27 protein-coding genes are annotated in these 25,429 nt (G+C 61.7%); 21 read left to right on the top strand and 6 right to left on the bottom strand.

Translation table 11 applies throughout. The features are described from left to right. The first annotated feature begins 6 nt into the window (after nt 1–6). The 17 genes from ruvB to folD all read left to right on the top strand — a co-directional run bounded on the left by ruvB (nt 7) and on the right by folD (nt 15,685). The gene (gene ruvB, locus EK369_RS14110; RefSeq protein WP_127114910.1) at nt 7–1,032 is read left to right on the top strand and encodes a Holliday junction branch migration DNA helicase RuvB; all 1,026 of its coding nucleotides are present in this window, start codon (nt 7–9) and stop codon (nt 1,030–1,032) included. 125 nt (nt 1,033–1,157) lie between these two features. Further along, nucleotides 1,158–1,811, top strand: coding sequence for a hypothetical protein (locus EK369_RS14105; protein ID WP_206198093.1), 654 nt, complete (start codon nt 1,158–1,160; stop codon nt 1,809–1,811). Next, the gene (gene thpR / locus EK369_RS14100) at nt 1,811–2,356 is read left to right on the top strand and encodes an RNA 2',3'-cyclic phosphodiesterase (protein WP_127114909.1); all 546 of its coding nucleotides are present in this window, start codon (nt 1,811–1,813) and stop codon (nt 2,354–2,356) included. Before EK369_RS14105 ends, thpR begins: the two co-directional genes overlap by 1 nt. A 65-nt stretch (nt 2,357–2,421) precedes the next feature. Further along, nucleotides 2,422–2,808, top strand: a complete 387-nt coding sequence (gene ybgC, locus EK369_RS14095; RefSeq protein ID WP_127114908.1) for a tol-pal system-associated acyl-CoA thioesterase — start codon at nt 2,422–2,424, stop codon at nt 2,806–2,808. Nucleotides 2,809–2,922: 114 nt separating this feature from the next. Next, on the top strand, nt 2,923–3,591 hold the full coding sequence (tolQ, locus tag EK369_RS14090; protein WP_127114907.1) for a protein TolQ: 669 nt from the start codon (nt 2,923–2,925) through the stop codon (nt 3,589–3,591). Between the two features lie 3 nt (nt 3,592–3,594). Then, nucleotides 3,595–4,065 (top strand): protein TolR, encoded by a 471-nt coding sequence (gene tolR / locus EK369_RS14085; RefSeq protein WP_127114906.1) that lies wholly within the window; start codon nt 3,595–3,597, stop codon nt 4,063–4,065. An 8-nt stretch (nt 4,066–4,073) separates the two neighbouring features. Further along, nucleotides 4,074–5,153, top strand: a complete 1,080-nt coding sequence (tolA, locus tag EK369_RS14080; RefSeq protein ID WP_127114905.1) for a cell envelope integrity protein TolA — start codon at nt 4,074–4,076, stop codon at nt 5,151–5,153. After that, a complete protein-coding gene (gene tolB / locus EK369_RS14075) occupies nt 5,150–6,466 on the top strand; it encodes a Tol-Pal system beta propeller repeat protein TolB (RefSeq protein WP_127114904.1) in 1,317 nt (438 codons plus the stop codon). Before tolA ends, tolB begins: the two co-directional genes overlap by 4 nt. A 78-nt stretch (nt 6,467–6,544) precedes the next feature. Next, on the top strand, nt 6,545–7,060 hold the full coding sequence (gene pal, locus EK369_RS14070; protein ID WP_127114903.1) for a peptidoglycan-associated lipoprotein Pal: 516 nt from the start codon (nt 6,545–6,547) through the stop codon (nt 7,058–7,060). A gap of 14 nt (nt 7,061–7,074) precedes the next feature. Further along, the gene (locus tag EK369_RS14065; protein ID WP_127114902.1) at nt 7,075–7,908 is read left to right on the top strand and encodes a tetratricopeptide repeat protein; all 834 of its coding nucleotides are present in this window, start codon (nt 7,075–7,077) and stop codon (nt 7,906–7,908) included. Further along, on the top strand, nt 7,905–9,140 hold the full coding sequence (gene tilS / locus EK369_RS14060; protein WP_164727004.1) for a tRNA lysidine(34) synthetase TilS: 1,236 nt from the start codon (nt 7,905–7,907) through the stop codon (nt 9,138–9,140). The genes EK369_RS14065 and tilS overlap by 4 nt, the downstream gene beginning before the upstream one ends. Nucleotides 9,141–9,240: 100 nt before the next feature. Continuing rightward, complete coding sequence (gene ftsH / locus EK369_RS14055; protein WP_127114900.1) at nt 9,241–11,157, top strand: ATP-dependent zinc metalloprotease FtsH; 1,917 nt, start codon at nt 9,241–9,243, stop codon at nt 11,155–11,157. Further along, complete coding sequence (locus EK369_RS14050) at nt 11,154–11,939, top strand: methyltransferase domain-containing protein (protein ID WP_127114899.1); 786 nt, start codon at nt 11,154–11,156, stop codon at nt 11,937–11,939. Before ftsH ends, EK369_RS14050 begins: the two co-directional genes overlap by 4 nt. 22 nt (nt 11,940–11,961) lie before the next feature. Next, nucleotides 11,962–12,561, top strand: coding sequence for an MOSC domain-containing protein (locus EK369_RS14045; RefSeq protein WP_127114898.1), 600 nt, complete (start codon nt 11,962–11,964; stop codon nt 12,559–12,561). A 170-nt stretch (nt 12,562–12,731) separates the two neighbouring features. Further along, nucleotides 12,732–14,408 carry a formate--tetrahydrofolate ligase gene (locus tag EK369_RS14040; protein WP_127114897.1) on the top strand — a complete coding sequence of 559 codons (1,677 nt, stop codon included), beginning with the start codon at nt 12,732–12,734 and terminating at the stop codon, nt 14,406–14,408. A 55-nt stretch (nt 14,409–14,463) separates the two neighbouring features. Further along, a complete protein-coding gene (locus EK369_RS14035; protein WP_127114896.1) occupies nt 14,464–14,769 on the top strand; it encodes a chorismate mutase in 306 nt (101 codons plus the stop codon). A gap of 13 nt (nt 14,770–14,782) precedes the next feature. Further along, the gene (folD, locus tag EK369_RS14030; RefSeq protein ID WP_127114895.1) at nt 14,783–15,685 is read left to right on the top strand and encodes a bifunctional methylenetetrahydrofolate dehydrogenase/methenyltetrahydrofolate cyclohydrolase FolD; all 903 of its coding nucleotides are present in this window, start codon (nt 14,783–14,785) and stop codon (nt 15,683–15,685) included. A 53-nt stretch (nt 15,686–15,738) separates the two neighbouring features. On the opposite strand, the gene EK369_RS14025 is transcribed toward folD, so the two are convergent. Continuing rightward, complete coding sequence (locus EK369_RS14025; RefSeq protein WP_127115002.1) at nt 15,739–16,161, bottom strand: PaaI family thioesterase; 423 nt, start codon at nt 16,159–16,161, stop codon at nt 15,739–15,741. A 115-nt stretch (nt 16,162–16,276) separates the two neighbouring features. Here EK369_RS14025 and EK369_RS14020 point away from each other — a divergent pair, with 115 nt between their 5' ends. Then, entirely contained in the window at nt 16,277–17,059 is a 783-nt protein-coding gene (locus EK369_RS14020) for a LytTR family DNA-binding domain-containing protein (protein ID WP_127114894.1), read from the top strand. A 45-nt stretch (nt 17,060–17,104) separates the two neighbouring features. On the opposite strand, the gene pdeM is transcribed toward EK369_RS14020, so the two are convergent. The 3 genes from pdeM to EK369_RS14005 are packed head-to-tail and all read right to left on the bottom strand — an operon-like array spanning nt 17,105 to nt 20,554. Then, on the bottom strand, nt 17,105–17,767 hold the full coding sequence (gene pdeM / locus EK369_RS14015; protein ID WP_127114893.1) for a ligase-associated DNA damage response endonuclease PdeM: 663 nt from the start codon (nt 17,765–17,767) through the stop codon (nt 17,105–17,107). A 48-nt stretch (nt 17,768–17,815) separates the two neighbouring features. Beyond that, the gene (locus EK369_RS14010) at nt 17,816–20,230 is read right to left on the bottom strand and encodes a ligase-associated DNA damage response DEXH box helicase (protein WP_127114892.1); all 2,415 of its coding nucleotides are present in this window, start codon (nt 20,228–20,230) and stop codon (nt 17,816–17,818) included. A 3-nt stretch (nt 20,231–20,233) separates the two neighbouring features. Then, nucleotides 20,234–20,554, bottom strand: coding sequence for an ArsR/SmtB family transcription factor (locus EK369_RS14005; RefSeq protein ID WP_235871433.1), 321 nt, complete (start codon nt 20,552–20,554; stop codon nt 20,234–20,236). Nucleotides 20,555–20,791: 237 nt separating this feature from the next. On the opposite strand from EK369_RS14005, the gene EK369_RS14000 reads away from it, so the two are divergent. Genes EK369_RS14000 through EK369_RS13990 form a run of 3 tightly spaced genes read left to right on the top strand, consistent with a single transcriptional unit; the run spans nt 20,792 to nt 23,511 of the window. Further along, nucleotides 20,792–21,514 carry an ABC transporter ATP-binding protein gene (locus EK369_RS14000; protein WP_127114891.1) on the top strand — a complete coding sequence of 241 codons (723 nt, stop codon included), beginning with the start codon at nt 20,792–20,794 and terminating at the stop codon, nt 21,512–21,514. Next, nucleotides 21,508–22,848 carry an ABC transporter permease gene (locus tag EK369_RS13995; protein ID WP_127114890.1) on the top strand — a complete coding sequence of 447 codons (1,341 nt, stop codon included), beginning with the start codon at nt 21,508–21,510 and terminating at the stop codon, nt 22,846–22,848. Before EK369_RS14000 ends, EK369_RS13995 begins: the two co-directional genes overlap by 7 nt. Nucleotides 22,849–22,857: 9 nt before the next feature. After that, the gene (locus EK369_RS13990; protein WP_127114889.1) at nt 22,858–23,511 is read left to right on the top strand and encodes a DUF3299 domain-containing protein; all 654 of its coding nucleotides are present in this window, start codon (nt 22,858–22,860) and stop codon (nt 23,509–23,511) included. A gap of 125 nt (nt 23,512–23,636) precedes the next feature. Here EK369_RS13990 and EK369_RS13985 read toward each other — a convergent pair whose 3' ends face one another. Both EK369_RS13985 and EK369_RS13980 read right to left on the bottom strand, forming a co-directional pair. After that, nucleotides 23,637–24,188, bottom strand: a complete 552-nt coding sequence (locus EK369_RS13985) for a sugar O-acetyltransferase (protein WP_127114888.1) — start codon at nt 24,186–24,188, stop codon at nt 23,637–23,639. Between the two features lie 7 nt (nt 24,189–24,195). After that, complete coding sequence (locus EK369_RS13980) at nt 24,196–25,428, bottom strand: mandelate racemase/muconate lactonizing enzyme family protein (protein WP_127114887.1); 1,233 nt, start codon at nt 25,426–25,428, stop codon at nt 24,196–24,198. Nucleotide 25,429: the final 1 nt, after the last annotated feature.

The following is a 25,429-nucleotide window of genomic DNA, read 5'->3' as shown; positions in this document are numbered from 1 at the left end:
GAGATCATGAGCGAACCCGACCCGACATTGCGCCCCGAGCCGCGGCCCGAGGATGCCGACCGCGCCCTGCGTCCCCAGGCGTTGGAAGAGTTCATTGGTCAGGCCGAGGCCCGTGCCAATCTGCGGGTCTTTATCGAATCGGCCCGCCGCCGGGGCGAGGCCATGGACCACACGCTTTTCCATGGCCCTCCGGGTCTTGGGAAAACCACACTGGCGCAGATCATGGCGCGCGAGCTGGGGGTGAATTTCCGCATGACCTCGGGGCCGGTTCTGGCCAAGGCCGGAGATCTGGCGGCGATCCTGACCAACCTGGAAACCCGTGATGTGTTGTTCATCGACGAGATTCACCGCCTGAACCCGGCGGTGGAAGAGGTGCTGTATCCGGCGATGGAGGATTTCGAGCTGGACTTGGTGATCGGCGAAGGCCCCGCTGCGCGCACAGTCCGCATCGAGTTGCAGCCCTTTACACTGGTTGGGGCAACCACACGTCTGGGATTGCTTACGACGCCGTTGCGGGATCGGTTTGGAATTCCGACCCGGCTGCAGTTTTACACCGAGGACGAGTTGCACGAGATCGTCACCCGCAACGCCCGCAAGCTGGGTGTGCCTGCGGATGAGGGCGGCGCGCGCGAGATTGCGCGGCGCTCGCGCGGGACGCCGCGGATTGCCGGACGGCTGTTGCGCCGGGTGGTGGATTTTGCACTGGTCGAAGGGGATGGCCGGGTGACCCGCGATCTGTCGGATAGTGCGTTGACCCGCCTTGGGGTGGATCACCTGGGGCTGGACGGCGCCGATCGCCGGTATCTGACCTTCATCGCCGAGAACTACGGTGGTGGCCCGGTGGGGATCGACACGATTTCGGCGGCCCTGAGCGAGGCGCGTGATGCCATTGAAGAGGTGATTGAACCTTTCCTGTTGCAGCAGGGGCTGGTGCAGCGCACGCCGCGTGGGCGGATGTTGGCGCAGAAGGCCTGGCGACATCTGGGGTTGCAGGCACCAAGGCGGCCGGATCAGACGGAACTGTTTGAGTAGGGGCGCTGCCCCTCTGGGCCGTTGGCCCATTCACCCCGGGATATTTTTGGCCAAAAGAAACCAGCCGGGGCATGGTGATCTTCGGGGGGTTGCGATTTAGGCCGCATGCCGGGTATTTGGCGGGCATGACCGGAGCTCTTGCCATGACACCTGAAGCCGTTGAAAACCTCTTTACCAATCGCAATGGAAACTATGTCTTTGCGCGCTGGGGGCGCCCCATTGTGCCGATCGTGTTTGGTGTCGAGGATCAGACCCTGGCCACCGTGAAGGGCGCGATTGAGGCGGTTGCCGTGCTGGCGGGCCATCAGATGGCCGAGACGGACCCCGAGCTTGGTGCCAATCTGATGGTGTTCTTTTTCCGTGAATGGGACGAATTGCTGGGCGTGCCTGATCTGGATCGCCTGATCCCTGACCTTGCGCCGCTTGTGGCGCGGCTGAAGGCGGGGGACGCAACGCAGTACCGGGCGTTCCGGTTCGACGATCAAGGTGCCATTCAGGCGGCGTTTGTTTTCCTGCGCATGAATGACGAGATGTCGCGGATTCCGGCGGAAACGCTGGCGCTGGGGCAGGCCGTGCAGACCATCCTTTTGTGGTCAGAGGCTGCCTTTGCCGAGACCTCGCCGCTGGCGGTGCTACCTGACAGCGGCGCAACCGTGCTGCGCCCCGAGATCGCTGCGATCATCGCGGCAGCCTATGACCGCATGATGCCTGTCGCTGCGGATGATAGCAGCCATGCGCTGCGTATCTTTGCGCGGCTCAGGCTTGATCCCGAGGGCTGATGCGCAGTTTTGTGGCGCTGGAGTTGCCGGATGCGGTGCGCGGCGAGATTGTCGCGCTCCAGGCTGCGTTGCGCCCCGGACGCAAGGTGCCCGAGGAAAACCTGCACCTGACGCTGGCCTTTCTGGATGATCAGCCCGAGCCGGTGTTACAGGCACTGCATGACCACCTGAGCCAATGGCAGGCAGCGCCCTTTGATCTGTGTTTGACCGGGTTGGATATGTTCGGCGGTAAACGCCCCAGGCTCCTCTATTTGAGTGTTGCGGCCAATCCGGCGCTAATAGCCGTACACCGCCATGTGCGCCAGATAGCGCGGGAGGTTGGCATAGATCTGCCGCGTGAGAGGTTTCGACCACATGTGACCCTCGCGCGGTTTGGCCGAGACCTGCATGAGGAACAAATGGCACAGATTGGCCGTTTCATGGCCAGATACGGTTCGGTGACGATGCCGCCCTTTGAGGTCAGCCAGGTTCATCTGTTTGGCTCTACTTTGCATCCTGAGGGTGCAGTGCACGAGGTGTTGGCGACCTATCCGCTCAGGACGTGACGTCCGGGGTTGCCTTCCTTCGGCCCAGTTGCTTTTGTGACGCCATGTTCTGAGTGAGCCTACCCATGACCCACAAGCTACCGATCCGCGTCTACTATGAAGACACAGACATGGCGGGCATCGTCTATTACGCCAACTACCTGCGCTATATTGAGCGGGGGCGCAGCGAATGGGTGCGTGACAATGGCATGGACCAGAACGCCATGAAGGCCGAAGGCGTGGTGTTTGCGGTGCGCCGGGTTGAGGCGGATTACCTGCAACCGGCCAAGCTGGACGACGAACTGGTTGTGGAAACCGATGTGCTCAGCGTCACGGCGGCGCGCATGGTGATGGAACAACACGTCAAGCGCGGCGGAGAGGTTCTGTTTCACGCCATGGTCACCGTCGTGTGCATTGGTGACAATGGCATGCCCACCCGACTTCCGGCGAAAGTTCGCCAAATGTTGAACTGACACAGGCGAATTCGCGCATATGACGCCAAATTGATGGTGTTCCCCCTGCCTTTCCTGTAGGTTTCCTGCAAAACAGGGCCTGAAAATGGGCCGAACAATGAGCAGGCAGATTACATGGACGTCGAATTCTCGATGTGGAGGCAGATTGCTGAAGCCTCTTTTGTTGTACAAATTGTGATGGTGATGCTGGTGGGCGCGTCCTTTTGGTCGTGGTCGGTCATCATCCAGAAACTCATCTCTTACCGGACGGCGCGCAGCGAAGCGGCAAGCTTTGACCGGTCCTTCTGGTCGGGAGAACCGCTGGACGGGCTGTTCGAAGAGATCGGGCCCACCCCCAAGGGGCGGTCGCAGCGGATTTTTGCAGCCGGCATGATGGAGTGGCGGCGCAGTCACCGTCAGGATGGCGGGTTGATCGCCAATGCCACCAGCCGGATTGACCGCTCGATGGATGTCGCCATCGCGAAAGAATCCGAAGACCTGCAGAAAGGCTTGCAGATCCTCGCCACGGTTGGCTCGACGGCCCCGTTCCTGGGCCTGTTCGGCACGGTCTGGGGGATCATGAACTCGTTTATCGCCATCGCGGGTGAGCAGAACACCAACCTTGCGGTTGTTGCGCCGGGTATTGCCGAGGCGCTGCTGGCGACCGCGCTGGGTCTGCTCGCCGCCATTCCGGCGGTGATCTTCTACAACAAACTCAACGCTGACAGTGACCGCATCATCTCAGGCTATGAGGCATTTGCCGACGAGTTTGCCACCATCCTCAGCCGCCAGTTGGACGCCTGAGACATGGGGGCAGGGGTAGCCAAAAAAACGGGTGGCGGGTCGCGCAGACGGCGGCGCAGCCGGGCGCAGCCGATGGCCGAGATCAACGTGACGCCCTTTGTCGACGTGATGCTGGTGCTGCTGATCATCTTTATGGTGGCCGCCCCCTTGCTGACCGTCGGCGTACCGGTGGAATTGCCCAAGACGTCGGCCAACCCCCTGCCGGGTGAACAAGAGGCGCCGCTGACGGTGACCATTTCTGCGGATGGCTCGGTGGCGATCCAGACCACGCCGACGCCGATGGATCAACTGGTGCCCAAGCTGCGCGCCATTGCGGCCGAGAGGTCGTCTGACCGGGTGTTCCTGCGGGCTGACGGCGCGCTGCCCTATGAAATCGTTGTGCAGATCATGGGCGCGCTCAACGCCGGAGGCTTTTCGGATATCGGCCTTGTCACTGACATCGGCGGCCCGGCGCTGGACGCGCCTGCGAACTGAGGCCGCCCATGCATATCGGGCATTATATCTCGGGACTGGCCCATGCCGGGGTGATCGGCTGGGCGCTTTGGGGCGGCAGTTTTCGCGACGACCCGCCACCGTTCGAGGTGTCCGGTGTGTCGATTGTCACCACCGAAGAATTTGAACGGGCCTTGGCGGCAGAGCAGTCGCCATTGACCGCGACCGAGGTCACAGTGCCTGTGGCGCCATCCCTGTCCGACGCGGCCCCGGCGCTGTCCTCCGAGGCTGATGAGACACCGGAGTTGCAAACCCCCGATAGTGCCAGCGCCGAAGACCCCGACAGCCAGCCTGACCTGAGTGACATCACCGCGCCGAAACCTGCCGAGGTGACGGATACTGCGCCAACGCTGTCACCTCCGGGCGAGGAAATGGCCGTGCTGATCCCGCGCGACCAGACACGGCCCATGGTGCGCCCTTCGGACCGTGTGGCGCCGCAACCTGTCGCACCGCCGCCGCCGGATACCAAAATCGACGAGGTCTTGCAGGAAGCGACCAAGCCGGATGACACCCCGAGTGATAATGTCGAAGAACCCAAGGAAGAGACCGCCCCCGAAGAGGCCGCGACCGAAATCGTGACCGAGGCCAAGGAACAGGTGGCCCTGGCGCCCAAGGCCTCTTTGCGCCCTGTGCTGCGTCCCGGCTCGCGCCCGACGCCGCGTCCGCAGACCAACAGCGGCAGCGCGGCTTCCAGTTCGACGGATGCTGCCGTTGCGGCCGTGCTGGGCGAAGAGCCTGCCGCGCCTAGTGGTCCGCCGCTGACCCAGGGCGAAAAGGACTCGATGCGCATTTCGGTGCAGAACTGCTGGGTGGTGGATGTCGGCGGGCAATCGTCAAACGTCACCGTCACGGTGCGTTTCAACCTTGATCGCGAGGGCAAAGTGTCCAGTGCGATTGAGCTGTTGTCGTCCCAAGGCGGCGATGATCGTGCAGTGGAAACCGCCTATCAATCCGCCCGGCGCGCCATCCTGCGCTGCCAAAAAGGTGGCTATAAACTGCCGATTGAGAAATATGACCATTGGCGTGAGGTCGAAATCACGTTTAATCCGGAGAAAATGAGGCTGAAATGATGCGTTTGCTGGCAAGTCTGTTGATGGGCGTGATGGTCCTGGGGTCCATGGCCATGGCCCAGAGCGGTCCCTTGCGGATCGAGATCACCGATGGTGTGGTCGAACCCTTGCCCTATGCGGTGCCGGAATTTGTTGCCGAAAGTTCCGGTGCCAACCAGCTTGCCGCCGATCTGTCGCGTGTCATTGCCGAGGATCTCTCGGGCACCGGCCTGTTTCGGGAGATCCCCGAAAAGGCGCATATCAGCCAGATCACCAATTTCTCCAGCCCCGTACAGTTTGCCGACTGGAAGGCGATCAATGCGCAGGCGCTGATCACCGGCGCGGTCTCGGTTTCGGGCAATAACCTCGAAGTCAAGTTCCGCGTCTATGACGTTTTTGCCGGTCAGGAATTGGGCAATGGTCTGCGCTTTAAGGGCACCACCGATGGCTGGCGGCGCATGGCGCATAAGGTGGCTGATGCGGTCTATAGCCGGATCACCGGCGAGGGCGGCTATTTCGACAGCCGCGTGGTCTTTGTCTCCGAGACCGGCCCCAAGAACGACCGCCGCAAGCGGCTGGCCATCATGGATTACGATGGGGCGGGCCTGCAATACCTGACGGATTCCAATGCCATCGTTCTGGCCCCGCGGTTTTCGCCGACCGGCGACAAGGTGCTTTATACGTCTTATGAAACCGGCTTTCCGCGGGTCTTTGTGCTGGACGTGGGCAACGTCCAACGCAAGGTCCTGCAGGATCAGGAAGGCACGATGAGCTTTGCACCGCGTTTTGCGCCGGATGGCAAAAGCGTGGTGATGTCGATCACCCAGAATGGCAACACCGATATCTTTTCGATGCCGATCAACGGTGGCAATCCGCGCCGCCTGACCTCGTCCCCCGCCATCGACACCGCCCCGAGCTTTAGCCCGGATGGCAAACAGATCGTCTTTGAAAGCGACCGCTCGGGCAATCAGCAGCTTTATGTGATGAGCGCCAATGGTGGTGAGCCTAAGCGCATCAGCTTTGGTCAGGGCCGCTACGGGACGCCCGTCTGGAGCCCGCGCGGTGACCTCATCGCCTTTACCAAGCAGAACAAGGGCCGCTTTCACATCGGCGTCATGCGCGCCGACGGCAGCGAAGAGCGTTTGCTGACCGCATCCTTTCTGGACGAAGGCCCTACATGGGCCCCCAATGGCCGCGTGATCATGTTCACCCGCGAAACCCAAGGGGCGGACGGGTCTGCGGCGCTCTATTCCGTGGACGTCTCGGGGCGTAACCTGAAAAAAGTCCGCGTGCAGGGCGGGGCGTCTGACCCGGCGTGGTCACCATTGCAGTAACAACATCCGATTTTGCCCTGAGGCCGCGCCCATGGTAGAAAGAGACATAACGAGAAAACGCGAAAGCGAGGCATTGAAATGAGCAGTTTTACCAAAGTGGCCCTGTTGCTGGCGGGATTGGCGCTGGCGGGCTGTGACAACTCCGGCGTCTTTGGTCTGGATGACACCCTGGGCAACGATGCCGCGACCGAGGCGAATTACGAACAGGGCAGCGTCGACGACCCCACGTCGGTGGCGCATTTCCAACAGGTTGTAGGCGACCGTGTGTTGTTTACCGTCGATCAGTCCGACCTCACCGAGGACGGCAAACTGGTGCTTTTGAGCCAGGCCAACTGGCTCTTGGAAAACAGCGCCTACAACGCCGTCATCGAAGGTCATGCCGATGAACAGGGCACCCGCGAATACAACCTCGCGCTTGGGGCCCGCCGCGCCAGCGCGGTGAAAGAGTTCCTGGTCTCCCGCGGCATCGCAGGCACGCGTCTGCGTACGGTGAGTTACGGCAAGGAACGCCCGATCGAAGTCTGCTCGGCCGAGGCCTGCTATGCCCAGAACCGCCGTGCCGTGACCATTCTGCAAGCTGACCTCAGCGGCTGATAAGGAAGACCCCGATGCGCCTGATCGCGACTTGTTTTCTGGCTGTTACCCTGGCTTTGCCGGTTGGGGCACAGGCCCAGACCACTGAAACCCTCGCCGATATCCGCCAACAGCTTTCGGTGCTCTATGTCGAGTTGCAAAAGCTCAAACGCGAGTTGTCGACCACCGGCGCGCCAGCGGGCGTGAACGTGGGCGGCACGACGCTGGACCGCCTGAACGCCATCGAGGATGAGCTACGACGCCTGACCGGGCGCACGGAGCAACTGGAGAACCGCGTGGAACGGGTGGTACAGGACGGCACCAACCGCATTGGTGACCTCGAATTCCGGCTGGTTGAGCTTGAGGGCGGTGACCTCTCTACTTTGGGTGAGACCACCACACTTGGTGGCGATGTCGCGGTGCCATCCCTGTCGGATGGGACGCTGACCGAAACGGCGCCAACCACCGAGACCGAGCTCGCCGTGGGGGAAAACGCCGACTATCGCCGTGCCCGTGCGGCCTTGGATGGCGGTGACTACACCAGTGCGGAAACCCAATTCTCGGCGTTTCTGGCCACCTATCCCGGCAGCCCCCTGGCCCCGCAGGCGCATCTTGGCCTTGGCCTGGCGATGGAGGGCAAAGGCTCGTCCGATCAGGCCGCTATCGCACGGGCATTCCTGGAAAGTTATTCCAGCGACATGACCAGCCCGGTTGCGGATCAGGCGCTGTTTCATCTTGGTAAATCGCTGGGTCATCTTGGCAAGATCAACGAGGCCTGCGTGACTCTGGGCGAGGTCCACGCCCGCCACCCCGGTTCTGACATGGTGGTGCAGGCGCAGACCGAAATGCGCAATCTGGGGTGTTCGTGACACCAACAGAAATCGCGGCACTTTTTGATCGGCACTTCTCTGATGCCTTGCCTTCATCGGTTGGTGTTGCCGTTTCCGGCGGCAGCGACTCGCTGGCTCTGTTGCACCTCGCGGCGGATTGGGCGGCCTGCCATGGCATCGCCGTCCATGCCGCCACTGTCGATCACGGTTTGCGCCCCGAGGCCAAGGACGAGGCCCGTCACGTCTCTGACCTCTGCGCAGGGCTGAACATCCCGCATTCGGTTCTCAGTTGGCAGGGTTGGGACGGGCAGGGCAACCTGCAGGCCGAGGCCCGCAAAGCCCGCTATCACCTCTTGGCCGAGTGGGGACAGGCCCATGACCTCGACCAAATCCTGATTGGCCACACCCAGGACGATCAGGCCGAAACCTTTCTGATCCGCCTATGTCGCAAGTCCGGTGTCGAAGGACTTGCCGCGATGCAGCCGGTGTTTGATCGCCACGGGCAACGATTTGGCCGCCCATTGCTGGGTGTCGCACGCGACTCTCTACGGGAGCTGTTGCAGGCGCGTCACGTCACCTGGTGTGACGACCTGTCCAACACGGACCCCACGTTCGACCGGGTCCGTGCGCGCGAAGCTCTGCGCCATCTGTCTCCGCTGGGCCTTGCGGCAGAGACACTGGCGGCGGTGTCACGGAATCTGGCGTCTGCCCGGGATGCGTTGGATCATGTCACACGACAAACTGCGCAAACCTGTTGCCGGGTGGAACACGGTGACGTTGTGTTTGAGGCGGCGTCGCTTTTTGCGCTGCCGGACGAGATCACCCATCGCCTGTTGGGATCGGCACTGAAATGGATTTCCGGCAGTGAGTATGCACCACGCAGCGAGTCGATCGCTAAACTGCGCGCCGCGTTGCGTGCCGGGCAGACCGCAACCCTGTCGGGATGCCTTGCCACAGCCGCAAGGGGCGAGATTCGCCTGACACGAGAGGCTGGCGCGGTTCAGGGCCTCATCTCGCAGACACCAAGGTGGGATCGCTGGGAAATCACCGGTCCCTGGCAAGAGGGCATGCAGATTCGCGCGCTCTCGTCTCGGGATCTCTCCGGGCTGCCCGAGTGGCGCGACACAGGTTTGCCACGCAAATCTCTCCTCGCCAGCCCTGCGGTGTGCTATGATGAAATCCTCATCTCGGCGCCGCTTGCGGGGTTTGCGCAAGGCTTTGCTGCTAATCTTTTGCCCAATCGTGCAAATTTGCCGGTTCTGGGCGACTGACATGCGATAATTCGCATTGAACATGCTGTCGTGATGTCTATTTAACAGTACAGTCTGCCGTGATAGGGACGGCGTAGACCGACGACTGGGAGAAATTGCCTTGGGCAACGCACGCAATATCGCATTCTGGGTGGTTCTGTTTCTGCTGATCCTGGCCCTGTTCAACTTGTTCAGTGGCGGCAACAGCACGCTACAAAGCCGCGCGGTCGGGTACTCCGACTTTGTTGCAGCTGTCGAGGCCGGGCAGGTCTCCAGCGTAACGCTCGACGGCGAACAGGTTCGCTACAAGTCCAGTGATGGCAGCGACTTTGTCACCATCATGCCGCAGGACGCCGAGGTCACCTCGCTCCTGCTTGAATCCGGGGTTCCGGTCGAGGCGGAAAGCCAGCAGCAGTCGGGCTTTCAGTCCTTCATCCTGTCGCTTCTGCCGTTCCTTCTGCTGATCGGTGTCTGGATCTACTTCATGAACCGCATGCAGGGCGGTGGCAAAGGCGGCGCCATGGGCTTTGGCAAATCCAAGGCCAAGATGCTGACCGAGAAACAAGGCCGCGTGACCTTTGATGATGTCGCGGGCATTGATGAGGCCAAGGAAGAGCTGGAAGAGATCGTGGAATTCCTGCGCAACCCGCAGAAATTCTCGCGCCTTGGCGGCAAGATTCCCAAGGGTGCATTGCTGGTGGGCCCTCCGGGCACCGGTAAAACCCTTCTGGCACGTGCCATTGCAGGCGAGGCCGGTGTGCCGTTCTTCACCATCTCTGGCTCGGACTTTGTGGAAATGTTCGTCGGTGTCGGTGCATCCCGTGTCCGCGACATGTTCGAACAGGCCAAGAAAAACGCGCCTTGTATCGTCTTTATCGACGAAATCGACGCCGTGGGTCGCCATCGTGGCGCAGGCTACGGCGGTGGCAACGATGAACGCGAGCAGACATTGAACCAGCTGCTTGTCGAGATGGATGGGTTTGAGGCCAACGAAGGCGTCATCATCCTCGCCGCGACCAACCGCAAGGATGTTCTGGACCCTGCATTGCTGCGTCCGGGCCGTTTTGACCGCAACGTGACTGTCGGCAACCCCGACATCAAAGGCCGCGAGAAAATCCTCGGTGTGCACGCCCGCAAGACCCCGTTGGGTCCCGACGTGGACCTGCGCATCATCGCGCGGGGTACACCGGGCTTTTCCGGTGCCGATCTGGCGAACCTCGTCAACGAGGCAGCGCTGATGGCAGCCCGTGTGGGACGCCGTTTTGTCACTATGGAAGATTTCGAATCTGCCAAGGACAAGGTCATGATGGGCGCCGAGCGCCGTTCGATGGTGCTGACCCAGGACCAGAAAGAGAAAACCGCCTATCACGAAGCGGGCCACGCGGTTGTGGGCCTCGCCCTGCCGGAATGTGACCCGGTTTACAAGGCGACGATCATCCCGCGCGGTGGCGCGCTGGGCATGGTGGTATCTCTGCCGGAAATGGACCGCCTGAACTATCACCGTGATGAATGCGAACAACGCCTCGCGATGACCATGGCCGGTAAAGCCGCCGAGGTGATCAAGTATGGTGAGGACCACGTCTCTAACGGTCCCGCCGGTGACATCATGCAGGCCAGCCAATTGGCGCGCGCCATGGTGATGCGCTGGGGCATGTCGGACAAGGTCGGCAATATCGACTACGCCGAAGCCCACGAAGGCTACAGCGGCAACACCGCCGGTTTCTCGGTCTCGGCCCATACCAAAGAGCTGATCGAAGAAGAGGTAAAGCGCTTTATCCAGACCGGTTATGACCGCGCCATGGAAATCCTGCTCGAACGCAAGGATGAATGGGAACGTCTGGCCGAGGGTCTTCTGGAATACGAAACCCTGACCGGCGACGAGATCAAGCGCGTCATGAAGGGTGAACCGCCCCATGCCGAAGACGATGGTGACGACGCCGACGAAGGCAGCGCGCCCAGCGTGACCGCCATTCCGAAAACCAAGCCCCGCAGCAAGCCCTCGGGCGAGGGCGGGATGGAGCCGGAACCCTCTGCATGACGTCTGAGACGACACAACAAGATTGGAACCCCGGGGCCTATGACAGGTTCCGGGGTTTGCGCTTGCAGCCTGCGCTCGACCTGTTGTCGCGTGTGGGGGAATTGCCCAATGGCACGGTGGTGGACCTTGGGTGCGGCAATGGCGTGATGGGCCCTGCGCTGGGTGCACGTTTTCCGCGCCGCAAGATCGTGGCCGTCGACAATTCGCCCGCCATGCTGGAAAAAGCCGCCGAGGCGCGGGACTATGCCGTGCTGCAAGAGGGCGACATTGCCACCTGGCATCCGGACCTTACGCCTGCACTGATCTTTTCCAACGCGGCCCTGCAGTGGCTGGGGGATCATGACCGGCTGTTGCCCCGTTTGGCTGACCTGTTGCCCGCTGGTGGCGTGCTGGCCGTGCAAATGCCGCATCAGAATGCCGCCATCTCGCATGCTGGCTGGAACGAGGCTTTTGCCGGTCTGTTTGGCGACCAGCAGGTAGATCAGGGTCCAATGGTTCTGGAGCCAGAACAGTATTTCGATATGTTGTCGCCGCTGGGTGACGTGAATGTCTGGCAAGTCACCTATCACCAGCACCTGGACGCCTCCGACCGGGGCCATCCCGTGCGCCGCTTTACCGAAAGCACCTATGCGCGGCCTTTCCTCAACGCCGTGGACGCAGGCGACCAAGACCGCTTGATCGACGCCTATGAAGCGATTATTGCCCCGCACTACCCGTTGCGCGGCGATGGCTCTTGCCTGTTTCCGTTCCGCCGCCTGTTCTTCACCCTGCGCGTCCTGTGACGCACTGACCCGAGATCGTGATATGCCCGCCCTGTTGCCCACCGAGTTTTTTGCTGAAATCCTTTGGCTCGGCCGTGTGGCCGACAGCGTCGAAGACCTGAGCGCCGAGCCGCTTGACGCCATGGACCTGAGTTTCGAAGGCATCCCCGAGGATTGCCATGCGGGTCTCACGCGGGCCTCTTGCAGCCGTGTCAGGGCGCAGCACCCGCGCGGCACCACCATTGCCAACACACGTCAGGTGTCGATTCTCTCGGCAGAGGAACTGGAAGAGATTTCCGATACTCTCGGCATTGACGAATTCGACCCCGCCTGGATCGGGGCCTCGATGATCCTGCGTGGTATTCCGGACTTTACCCATGTGCCACCGTCTTCGCGTCTGCAGGCTGACAATGGCGCCTGCCTGGTGGTGGACATGGAAAACCGCCCCTGCGTCCTGCCGGGCCGCGTGATCGAAAAACAAAACCCCGGACACGGCAAGGCTTTCAAGACCGCAGCCCTGAAAAAACGCGGTGTCACGGCCTGGGTCGAGCGCGAAGGCACGCTGGCTGTCGGTGACATTCTGCGGCTGCATATCCCCGACCAACGCGCCTGGGCGCATTTGGAATCGGCCCGCGCGGAATAGGGCGCCCTCCCGGGTCTCGGCAAAAATACGTTTCCAAAAAGAAACCTTCCCTGTCGCAACCGACGCAACAGGCGTGGGAAATGTCGGAAATGCAACCTGCGTCAGCGGCGGTTGACGGTATGCCTATGTCCACAAAGTAAATCCCTTCACCGTCCGGGACAGGAACCGCCATGAGCTACAAGAGTGATATCGAAATTGCCCGCGAGGCAAAGAAACGCCCGATTCAGGAAATCGGTCAAAAGATCGGGATCGGGTCAGATGACCTGCTGCCCTACGGCCACGACAAGGCCAAGGTCAGCCAGAGCTTCATCAACTCGGTTCAGGACCGTGAAGACGGTAAGCTGATCCTGGTGACCGCGATCAACCCGACCCCTGCGGGCGAAGGTAAGACCACCACCACCGTGGGTCTGGGCGATGGCCTGAACCGCATCGGCAAAAACGCGATGATCTGTATCCGCGAAGCGTCCTTGGGTCCGAACTTTGGCATGAAGGGCGGCGCTGCAGGCGGCGGCTATGCACAAGTTGTGCCGATGGAGGACATGAACCTTCACTTCACCGGTGACTTCCACGCCATCACCTCGGCGCACTCGCTTCTGTCGGCGATGATCGACAACCACATCTACTGGGGCAACGAGCTGGAAATCGACGAACGCCGCGTGGCCTGGCGTCGTGTGGTCGACATGAACGACCGCGCCCTGCGTGACATCGTTGTGTCGCTTGGCGGCGTATCCAACGGCTTCCCGCGTCAGACCGGCTTTGACATCACCGTGGCTTCCGAAGTCATGGCGATCCTCTGCCTCGCCAACGATCTGGAAGACCTGCAAAAGCGTCTGGGCGACATCATCGTGGCCTACACCCGCGAGCGCAAAGCGATCTACTGCCGCGACATCGGTGCGGATGGCGCCATGACCGTTCTGCTGAAAGACGCGATGCAGCCGAACCTGGTGCAGACCCTGGAAAACAACCCGGCCTTTGTACACGGCGGCCCGTTTGCCAACATCGCCCACGGCTGTAACTCGGTCACCGCCACCAAGACCGCGCTGAAGCTTTGCGACTATGTCGTGACCGAAGCGGGCTTTGGCGCCGACCTGGGTGCTGAGAAGTTCATGAACATCAAGTGCCGCAAAGCCGGTATCGCGCCTTCGGTTGTGGTGCTGGTTGCCACCGTGCGCGCGATGAAGATGAACGGCGGCGTGGCCAAGGCGGACCTCGGCGAAGAAAACGTCGAAGCGGTTGAAGCCGGTTGCGCCAACCTCGGCCGTCACATCGAGAACGTCAAATCCTTTGGCGTACCGGTTGTGGTTGCCATCAACCACTTCGTCACCGACACCGACGCCGAAGTGCAGGCGGTCAAGGACTACGTTGACTCGCACGGCTCCGAAGCGATCCTGTCGCGTCACTGGGAACTGGGCTCGGAAGGTTCAGAAGATCTGGCCAAGCGCGTGGCGGAAATCGCCGATGCGGACGCTGCCAACTTTGCGCCGATCTACCCCGACGAGATGTCGCTGTTCGACAAGATCGACACCATCGCCAAGCGCATCTACCGCGCTGACGAAGTGCTTGCCGACCAGAAGATCCGCAACCAGCTGAAAGACTGGGAAGCGGCCGGGTACGGCAACCTGCCGGTCTGCATGGCCAAGACGCAGTATTCGTTCTCGACCGACCCGACTCTGCGCGGTGCACCCACCGGTCACTCGGTTCCCGTGCGCGAAGTGCGCCTGTCGGCAGGCGCCGGTTTCATCGTGGTTGTCTGCGGTGAAATCATGACCATGCCCGGCCTGCCACGCACGCCGGCGGCGAAATCGATCTGCCTCAATGACGCAGGCGAGATCGAAGGCTTGTTCTAAGCCCAAAAATGCGCTTTCTGCGGTTCGGGAACGCCGGACCGCAGAAAGACGAACCATGACCACGCTGACACCTCCGGAAAACTGCCAGTCGATGCAGGCGCTACGCGCGGAAATCGACGCATTGGATCGGGACCTTGTTGAAATGCTGGCGCGACGTGCAACCTACATCGACCGCGCGATCGAGCTGAAACAGGCCAACGGCTGGCCCGCCCGCATTCCTGACCGTGTTGAAGAGGTGGTCGACAAGGTTTGCCAGACGGCCAAGGCACAGGGGCTGGACCCCGCATTGACCGAGACCCTTTGGCGGCAATTGATTGACTGGTCCATCACGCGCGAGGCGCAAGTGATCCGGGCCGAGTAAGAGGGAAAGCAAAATGGCGGCACATGTAATCGACGGCAAGGCCTTTGCGGCCACGGTGCGCGAAAAAGTGGCGGGGCACGTCTCCCGTCTCAAGGAAGAAAACGGCATTACCCCCGGTCTGGCCGTGGTGCTGGTGGGCGAAGATCCCGCAAGCCAGGTCTATGTCCGCTCCAAGGGCAAGCAGACGGTCGAAGTCGGCATGAACTCTTACGAGCACAAAATGGACGCTGACACCTCGGAAGAAGATCTTCTGGCGGTCATCGACCAGCTGAACAACGACGCTTCGGTGCATGGCATTCTGGTGCAACTGCCGCTGCCGGGTCATCTGAACGAAGACCTCATCATCAACTCTATCGCGCCGGAAAAAGACGTCGACGGCTTCCACATTTCCAATGTCGGCCTGCTGGGCACCGGTCAGAAATCGATGGTGCCCTGCACCCCGCTCGGCTGCCTGATGATGCTGCGCGATCACCATGGATCGCTCTCGGGCATGAATGCCGTGGTGATTGGCCGTTCGAACATCGTGGGCAAGCCGATGGCGCAGCTTCTTCTGGGTGACAGCTGCACCGTGACCATCGCACACAGCCGCACCAAGGACCTGCCCGAAGTGGTGCGTGGCGCCGACATCGTGGTTGCCGCCGTAGGCCGCCCCGAAATGGTTCCGGGTGACTGGATCCGCGAAGGTGCCACCGTGATCGACGTGGGCATCAACCGCATCGACGCGCCGGAAAAAGGCGAGGGCAAAACCCGTCTTGTGGGCGACGTACACTATGAAAGCGCAGCCGCCGTGGCCGGTGCGATCACGCCGGTGCCGGGTGGCGTCGGTCCGATGACCATTGCCTGCCTCCTGGCCAACACCGTGACAGCCTGCTGCCGCGCCAACGGTCTGGCCGAGCCCGAAGGCCTGACCGCCTGAGACACCTTTCGTAGGTCGGACAAATTTGTCCGACCTACCATCACCCGCGCCACTCAGCCCGTTGCGACGGGCACCATGGTGCCGGTCAACATGGCGATGTGTTTTTCGCCATTCGCGCTTTGCGCATAGACATCTGACTGCACCACCACCAACCGTCGCCCCGGCTTGATCACACGGCCTTCGGCCCGCAGGCGGTCTCCGGTGGCAGGTGCCAGCAAATTGACCTTGATTTCAGCGGTCAACACTTCCATATCCTCCGGCATTACCGTCAGCGCCGCGTACCCCGCGGCGGTGTCACCCAATGCAAACGTCAATGCAGCATGGCCAAAACCCTGTTGCTGGCGACAACCCGTCAAGATCGGGGAGGCCAAAGTAACAAGACCTTTATCCATATTCACAATTTCGACAGCCATCGTCTTCATCATCGACTGAGCCGCAAAGCTGTCGCTAATCTTTTTTCTTATTACCGGTGACAAATCCACGGGAATTCCCCTTTTTGGCCAAGGCTTAACCATTCAGTCTTAGGGTCAATCTGAACCGGGGAGCCGACCCTGGCAACCGTCACTTTTTAGCAGGGGATATCGCACGCGAGTGACCCAGACCAAGATGACAATCCTCAAGGAAACCTTTGCGACTGTTCTGTCGCCGGTTTGTCTTACAATCTGGGTCGTAGCGACGGTTGTCGCCGTCGTGGCGGGGCCGTTTGGGACCTATTCGGCACTGTCCAGCGGTGAGAGATTGGCCTATTGGGGCTTGATTTCGCTGACCTCCGTGCCGCTCGGCTATGGCTGCGTCGCCATCGTCAACATGTTCTGGACACAAGGGAAACCCCTGACCCGCGATATCCTGCGCTCTGGCTTTGCCATTGTGGTGATTACGGCAGATGTCTGGCTGATATCCAATATGTCGGTCTGGGGCGGGCAACATGTGCCAAGCTTTGGCCTGTTCCTCAGTTTTGTGACCCTGATCGCCTTTGCTGCGACCATGACCAAATACCTGACCCTGGCGGCACTTTCGGGGCTGTCGGCCCAGGAAGAGCCGAAGCCTGACGAGACCCCAGACCCCCCACGCCTTTTGCAGCGTCTCCCCCAGGCCGAGGGGTCATCTGTTCTGCATCTCTCGGTGCAGGATCACCTGGTTGAGGTCAACACCTGCGCCGGGTCCCATTCCGTGCGCATGCGGTTTCGTGATGCCTTGGGCGAATTGGATGGGGTCGAGGGGTATCGCGTGCATCGCTCGCATTGGGTGGCACATGCGGCCATTTCTGGTGTCGAGCGTGAAAATGCCCGCGTCTTCCTGCAACTGACCAACGGAAATCGCATCCCTGTCAGCCGCAATTACCGTCCCGAGCTGGAAGAGGCCGGCATCCTCTAAAGCCTTTTGCCTTCAACCTGCGCCCCAGATGATAGACAAAACGCTTTAGCGTGGCATCGCCACCAGCCGTGGTGTCTGTCCGGTCATGATGGCGCGGGCTTCTTTGCGCATCAGGCCCTTCAACGCCGCATCCGTGCTGCGCAATCCCCCGGTATAGGTGCCATAGGCGGGCAGGATCACCCGGTCACTGTCAAACAGAAACGCCGGGCGAGACACTGTGCGCAACCGTGTCTGCACTTTGACCTTGGGGTGGTAATGTCCTGAAATTTCACCGCTTTTCCCCGGCTTCGCGATGTGGCGAAAGGTCAGCGGCGGCAGCGGCAACTCAGCCAGATGGGACCCGCCCAGCCCGATCGGTCCCGGATCATGGTTGCCCTCGATCCAGACCCAGCGCCGCCCGGCCTGTAGCCGCGATATCCACAACCGGTCTTCTTCCGGCAGGGCTCCGACTGCGGCCATGTCGTCAAAACTGTCGCCCAGACAAATCACGGTGCCTGCGTTGGTGTGTTGCAGGTCGTTTTCCAGCCGGATCAATGTATCCTGTGTCTCATACGGGGGCAGGGTGGTCCCGCCCCGGCGCGCCATGCGTTCGGATTTGCCCAGATGCAGATCCGAGACACATAAAATGCTGCGCTCTTCCCACCACAAAGCGCCCGATCCAAGAGCCGTCAGCTGCGCACCAGCAAGAGTGAAAGGAAGACCTGTCATGGTTCAATTGGTGACGCGATTCGACGTCCGTAGCAAGGGGCCAGCGCGTCACATCGTCAGCCCGGCATCCCGCATCAAGGCAGCACTTTCCTCGGCCAGCAGCCGTTCCTCTGCCTCGCCATCCACGCGCACCTTGCCAACTTCCAGAAACAGCGGGGCCGACAGCGGCGTCACGTGGTCCAGGCGCACCAGATCAATACGCCCGTCAATGCGGGCCAGCATCTCGTCGATCCGGGCAAAATCCACCAGGCCGCGCATCGCCTCGTCCCGAGTAATCCGCATCAACAGGTGGTCGGGATCGTATTTCAACAGGGTGTCATACAGAATGTCGCTGGAAAAGGTCGCCTGCCGCCCGGATTTGCGTGCACTTGGCGTGTTGCGCTCGATCAGCCCCGCAATTGTCGCCGCCCCACGAAAGGTGCGTTTCATCAGCGAGTTTCCGGCCAGCCACCCGTCCAGCCCGTCGCGCAGCGCCTGCGGATCAAACAGCGGCACCGGATCGCCTACCGCATCCAGCCCCCAGATCAGCGTCGCATAGTCCGTGGCGACAAACCCCATCGGTGCCAGCCCCATCTCTTCCATGCGCTTGGTCAGCAACAGGCCCAGCGTCTGCTGCGCGTTACGTCCGGCAAACCCGTAGACACACAGGTTTTCCCGCCCATCGCGGGGAAAGCTCTCGACCAGCAGCCGGTCTGGTTCCGGCAACCGCGACAGGTCGCGTTGCAGGCGCAGCCAGTCGGCCGTGTGGTCCGGCAACTCGGGCCAGTCCTGCTGCTGGAACAACCGCAGGATTCGCTGCGACAGCTGCGTCGAGGTCGAGAACTTGGTGCCCATGAACGTGGCAATCTTGGGTTTCCTGGTGGCATTGCGGGTGACCTCAACGGTCATTTCGCGCAGCCCCTCATAGCGCACGATCCGCCCGCCGATCAGGAATGTGTCGCCGGGGGTCAGCGAGGCGGCAAACCCCTCTTCGATCTCACCCAACGGCTTGCCGCCGCGCGAGCGTTTCAACCGCACTTTCAGCGTGTCGGTGTCCTGAATGGTGCCCGCATTCATCCGTATCCGTGCTGCGGCACGGGGATCGCGCAATTGCCACTGCCCATCCGGGCGTTGCTGCAGCCGCTGCCACTGGTCATAAGCGCGCAACGCATAGCCCCCGGTGGCGCAGAAATCGAGGCAATCGTCAAACGCGGCCCGGCTCAGCCCCGCATAGGCCCCGGCGCTGGTCATCTCCTTGAACAGTGCCCCGGCCTCAAACGGCCCCGAGGCCGCGCGCAACAGGATATGCTGGCACAGGACGTCGCGCGGACCCGGCCCGCGGGTTTCCCCATCCAGATCATGCGCCTCTACCGCCTGCAGCGCCGCCACGCACTCGACCACTTCGAATCGGTTGGCGGGCACCAACAGCGCCTTGGACGGCGCGTTGTAGCGGTGATTGGCCCGCCCGATCCGCTGCACCAGCCGTTTCACGTTCTTTGGCGCGCCCACCTGGATCACAAGGTCCACATCGCCCCAGTCGATGCCAAGATCCAGACTGCCAGTGCAGACAATCGCCCTCAGATCGCCGCGCACCATCGCCGCCTCGACCCGCTCGCGCTGTACCCGATCCAACGAGCCATGGTGGATGCCGATGGGCAGACTGTCCTCATTGGCCAGCCACAGGTTGTGAAAGAAAATCTCGGCCTGCGCGCGGGTGTTGTGAAAGATCAGCGTGGTTTTGTGCTTTTTCACCTCTGCCATGACGGCGGGAATGGCATAGGCCGCACCACCGCCGGACCAGGGAGGCGGTTCGTCTGTCACCAGCATGGCAATATCGGGGTCCGGTCCGGGGTCCGCCACCAGAATGTCACAAGGATCGGGATGCCGCGCCAAAAGCCCCGCAATTTCGTCCGGCTTATCCACCGTGGCCGACAGACCCACCCGGCGCATCCCGGGGCAAATCGACTGCAACCGCGCCAGCGCCAGCATCAGCTGGTCGCCGCGTTTGCTTTCGGCCAGTGCATGGATTTCATCCACGATCACCCGCTGCAACCCGGCAAACATGCGCGGCGCATCTTCGTACGAGGTCAAGAGCGCAAGGCTTTCGGGCGTGGTCAGCAGGATATGTGGCGGGTCCACCCGCTGCGCCTTTTTCCGGGTCTGCGAGGTGTCCCCGGTGCGATCCTCGATACGGATCGACAGCCCCATCTCGTCGACCGGGGTGCGCAGGTTGCGTTTGATATCCGCCGCCAGCGCCTTGAGCGGCGAGATATAGAGCGTGTGCAATCCCTGATGCGCGCCCTCGGCCAGATCGGCCAGCGTCGGCAGGAACCCGGCCATGGTCTTGCCGCCCCCCGTGGGTGCAATCAGCAACTGACAGGCCGCATCGGCGCGCGCCAGCATCTCCAGCTGATGCGGATGCGCCTGCCAGCCTTTGCTGGCAAACCAAGTCTCAAACAGGGGGGGCAGGCCGCGTGGGGCCAACTCTTAACCCTCGGCCGGTCCGCAGAACAACCGATAGAGCATACCAATCACTTCCGACGTGTTGTTGTCGGCCAGACTGTAATAGATCGTCTTGCCATCGCGCCGCGTGCTCACCAGCCCCTCTTCGCGCAGCCGTGCCAGCATCTGGCTGACCGCGGCCTGACGGATTTCCAACAGGCTCTCCAACTCGCCCACCGACTTTTCACCCGAGCCGAGATGGCACAGGATCATCAGCCGTCCTTCGTGGGCCAGCGTCTTAAGATAGGCTGCGGCTGCAGCGGCGCTGCGCGCCATTTCCGCAGGCGGGGCAGGGGGTGTCTGCATATTCACGTGCGCGTCTTCCTATGGTCTTTCCTTGGGTATAACATGGCTTTTTCAGCATGGCGAGATTGACTGTGATATGACGCGACAACGCCAGGATCTGTGCTTTTCATCCTGAGGCGCGCACAAAACATCAACAACTTGGCAAAATGAAATGATATGTTATTACATTATATTCAAGCCAGTCCACCAAACCGGATGCAGGCGCACATGACCCTTGGGAGCACTCGGTAAAACGCCATGTCTGATCAGCCAATGCACGTTCTCGCGATTCGCGATCTCAGCTATGCGTGGCCGCGTACAACGGCGCCGGTCCTGTCGATCAGGGACCTGACCATTTCGGCGGGCGAGTCGGTGTTCCTGCGCGGGCCCAGCGGCAGCGGCAAATCCACGCTTCTGTCCGCGATTGCCGGGGTGATCGAGACACAACCCGGCATGGTGTCTGTCGCGGGGCAGGATATCGGTGCCATGCGCAGCGCCGCCCGCGACCAGCTGCGGGCCGATCATCTGGGCATTGTCTTTCAGGTCTTCAACCTCGTGCCCTATCTGTCCGTGCTCGACAATGTGCTCTTGCCCTGCCGTTTTTCACCGACCCGCCGGGCGCGGGCTGGCGGCGGCAATGCCGAAACCGCCGCGCGCGACCTGCTCGCCGGGTTCGGGCTGGGGGATCAGGCCATGCTGCGCCGCCGTCCCGGCGACCTCAGCGTCGGTCAGCAACAACGCGTGGCTGCCGCCCGTGCCCTGATCGGGTCCCCCGACCTTGTGCTCGCGGATGAACCGACGTCGGCGCTCGACAGTGACCTCAAGGCAGAGTTCGTCGATCTGTTCCTGTCCGAGTGCAAAAAAAGCGCCGCAGCGCTGTTGTTCGTCAGCCATGACCGCACACTCGAGCCGTCGTTTTCGCGCAGCCTCGAGTTCACCGCCCTCAACACTGTCCCGCAGGCCGAGGGCGCATCATGCTGAAACTCGCCTGTCTCTCCCTGGCCAACCGCCGCTTTTCTCTGGCTCTGACGGTGCTGGCGATTGCGCTGTCTGTGGCGCTGATCCTCGGGATCGAACGCCTGCGTGACGCCGCCCGCGAGGGCTTTGCCAGCACCATTTCCGGTGTCGATCTGATCGTGGGATCGCGCGGCAGTGACCTGCAGATCCTGCTGGCCACGGCCTATGGCGTCGGCTTCACCTCGAACAGCCTTGGCTGGGAAACCTATGAAAACCTCCAGGCACTGCCCCAAACCGAATGGGCGGTGCCGTTGGCGATGGGTGACACCTATCGCGACTTTCCCATTATCGGCACGACCGAGGCCTATTTTGAACATTTCAGCTATGGCAAAGGGCAACAGCTGACGCTGGTGGATGGCGTTGGGTTCGATGGCACTGAATCCGCCATTCTGGGCGCCGAAGTGGCGCGCAGCACGGGGCTTTCGGTTGGCGGGACGCTGATCGCTGCCCATGGCTCTGGCCCGGTGCGCAGCGAAGATCACGATGACCACCCCTTTACCATAACCGGCATTTTGGCTGCGACCGGCACCCCGGTTGACCGGATGATCTATGTCCCCCTCAGTGGGTTTGCCCTGTTGCATGTGACCGACAAACCCGCCGCTGATCCGCTTGAGGGGATGATGGCAACAGAGCTGACGGAAGATGATCACACCAACGAGCACGACAGCCATGACCACGCCGACGAGCACGACACCCATGACCATGACGCCCACGACCACGACCCTCATGACCACGGCGCTACTCCGGATCAGATCAACGCCGTCTTCATCGGCCTGACCTCGAAATCCCAGACCCTCTCGGTGCAGCGCTGGATTGCCGAGTACGAGGACGAGCCGCTGACCGCCGTTCTGCCCGGCGCGGCGCTGCTGCAGCTGTGGTCGATCACCGGCATCGCCGAACGCACCCTGCGCATCGTCGCCATGGCCGTTGTGGTGGCAGGTATCCTGGGCATGCTCACCATGCTCTCGGCCACGCTCGAGGCGCGCCGCCGCGAGTTTGCCATCCTGCGCGCCGTCGGGGCCACACCCGGCAAGATCGGTGCGCTGCTCTTTGTCGAAGCGGCCCTGATCACAATCGCGGGACTTCTGGGGGGTGTGGTGATCCTCTATCTTGTGCAGACGGTCTCGGCTCCGATATTGTCTGAACGCGTGGGGATCGACCTCGCGCCGGGCCTGCCCGTGGTGTCTGAGCTGCGGCTCCTTGGGGTGATCTTCGCGGTTGGGGTGGCGTCGAGCCTGCTGCCCGCCCTGCGCGTCTATCGCGTGACCGTCAACGACGGGCTGAACCTGAGACTGTGAGAGAGTGACATGAAACACCTGCCAGCGCTGACCCTCCTGATCTCTCTTGCGCTGGCAGGGCCCTCCTTGGCCGCAGAGCCGAAAGAGATCGGCTGGGGTGATCTCCAGCCCGAGGTGGAAGAGGTGGAGAACCCCTTTGAATACCTGACCTACGAGGAAATGACCGACCTGCGGGTTCAGCTCAAGTGGACCACCGCCTCGGCCGAGCAACAGCAAAACCCCGAGTTTCGCGAACTGGCCGAGGGCGCCATGGACCGGCTGGCCGAGGCCGGGCATGACTTTCAGGATCTCATGGAAAAGCGTGATATCCTGATCAAGGCCCGCACCAAGGCCAACACCTCGCCCAATGAGGAACTGATCGGCGAAAACGTCCGCATTCCGGGCTATGTGCTGCCGCTCGAGTTTGATGGACAAAAGGTGATCGAGTTTCTGCTGGTGCCGACAATCGGGGCCTGCATCCACACCCCGGCCCCCCCGGCAAATCAGGTGGTGCATGTGACCTATGCAGACGGGATCGAGGTCGACGGCCTGTTTTCGGCGGTCTGGGTCGAGGGCGCGTTGACCGCCGACCTGAACCGTCAGGCCATCAACTTCAGCGATGGTATCGCGCCAGTGTCCTCGACCTACATCCTGTCCGCCAGCACAGTGGTGGATTACGAATAGGTCCCATGCCGTACTGGCAGGGCGCGCCTGTTCCCACAAGGCAACTGGCCAGGCCTCTGGCGACGCAAGTTACGAGATCTGCAATCTGTCCGGCTCACTGATGCTAGTATCACCCCGCCGCAGGCTCAACCCTGCTCCAAAACCCGCCCCGGATTGCCCACGACAACTGTGCCCGCGGCCACGTCTTTTGTGACAACACTGCCAGCCCCGATGACCGCACCATCTCCAATGGTGACACCCGCCAGAATGATCGCGCCGCCGCCAACCCAGACACGGTTGCCGATCCGCACGGGCAGGGCCTTTTCCAGCCCCTCAACGTTGCGCTTGACCGGATCCTTGTGGTGTTCCGCACAGTAAATCTGCACGTTTGGCCCGAACTGGCACTGGTCTCCAATGGAGACGGTCGCGCAGTCCAGAATGGTGCAGCCCGCATTCAGATAGACCTGATGGCCCAACGTAATGTTGACGCCATAGGCGCAATGAAACGGCGCCTCGATATAGGCGTCGCCCACGCGCAGCAGCCGGGCGAGGTCCGGCCCCATCGCCCCGCGTTGCTCTGGCGGCAAGGTGTTGTGCTGATGCACGGCAGATCGCGCGGTCTGACGCATCGCCTCCAGTTCGTCATCCAGACAGGTGTACCACTCACCTGCCGCCATCTTGTCCCGCTCACTGCGCATATCGGGGCTAGTCCTCGATCGGCGGTGCGCCACCTTCGAAATTGTTGCCCTCAGCATAGTTACAAGGCGCATCCTGCATTTCCAGATGCAGCCCGGTGCCGGTCCACGGATGCGCACGGGCCAGATCCTCGTCCACTTCAATGCCCAGACCGGGTTCCGTCGGAGCCTCGATGAATCCGTCTTCCACCCGGAACGACGACTTGATCAGCCCATAGTGAAAATCTGTCTCGATGCTTTCGACCAGCAGACAGTTGGGGATCGACACGCCCAGCTGGATATTGGCGGCCCACTCAATGGGCCCGGCATAGAGATGCGGCGCCATCTGGGCGTTATAGACCTCGGCAATGGCCGCGACCTTTTTCATCTCCCAGATGCCGCCCGCACGCCCCAGCGCCGGTTGCAGGATCGTGGCCGCACCCTGACGCAGCACCTCGGCAAACTCGGCCTTGGTGGTCAGCCGCTCGCCCGTGGCCACAGGTGTGGTGACCCCGCGCGCGACCTTGGCCATCTCGGCATAATTGTCCGGCGGGATCGGCTCTTCGAACCACAGGGGCGAATAGGGCTCCAGCGCCGTGCCCAGCCGGATCGCCCCCGCCGTGGTGAACTGCCCATGGGTGCCGAACAACAGATCTGCCTTGTCGCCCACAGCCTCGCGAATGGCTTTGCAGAACGCCACCGACTTGGTGATGTCATTCATCGCGGGCATATGGCCGCCGCGCATGGTATAGGGGCCGGCGGGATCAAACTTCACCGCCGTATAGCCCTTGTCGACCGCAGCAGCTGCGCTTTCCGCCGCCATCTCGGGCGAGGACCAGAAGGTGTTGATGTCCTGATCGGGCAGGGGGTAGAGATAGGTATAGGCCCGCAGCCGGTCGTTCATCTTACCACCGATCAGCGCATAGACCGGGCGGTCGCGATCCTTGCCCACCATATCCCAGCACGCCATTTCCAGCCCCGAATAGGCCCCCATCACCGTCAGATCAGGGCGCTGCGTGAACCCCGAGGAATAGGTGCGTCGAAAGATACGCTCGATGTTTTCGGGGTTTTCTCCAAAGAAATACCGCTCGAACACATCACGGATCACCGGCCCCATGGCCTCGGGTGAAACCGAAGACGCATAGCACTCGCCCCAGCCCACCACGCCCGTGTCGCTGGTGACCTTCACAAAGATCCAGTACCGCCCACCCCAACCGGGGGCCGGTGGGGCCGTGATGATGACGTCCAACTCTTGCACGCGCATA

Source organism: Shimia sediminis, assembly GCF_003990645.1.
GTDB classification, from domain to species: Bacteria; Pseudomonadota; Alphaproteobacteria; order Rhodobacterales; family Rhodobacteraceae; genus Shimia; species Shimia sediminis.
This window is presented reverse-complemented; position numbering and strand designations above follow the sequence as displayed.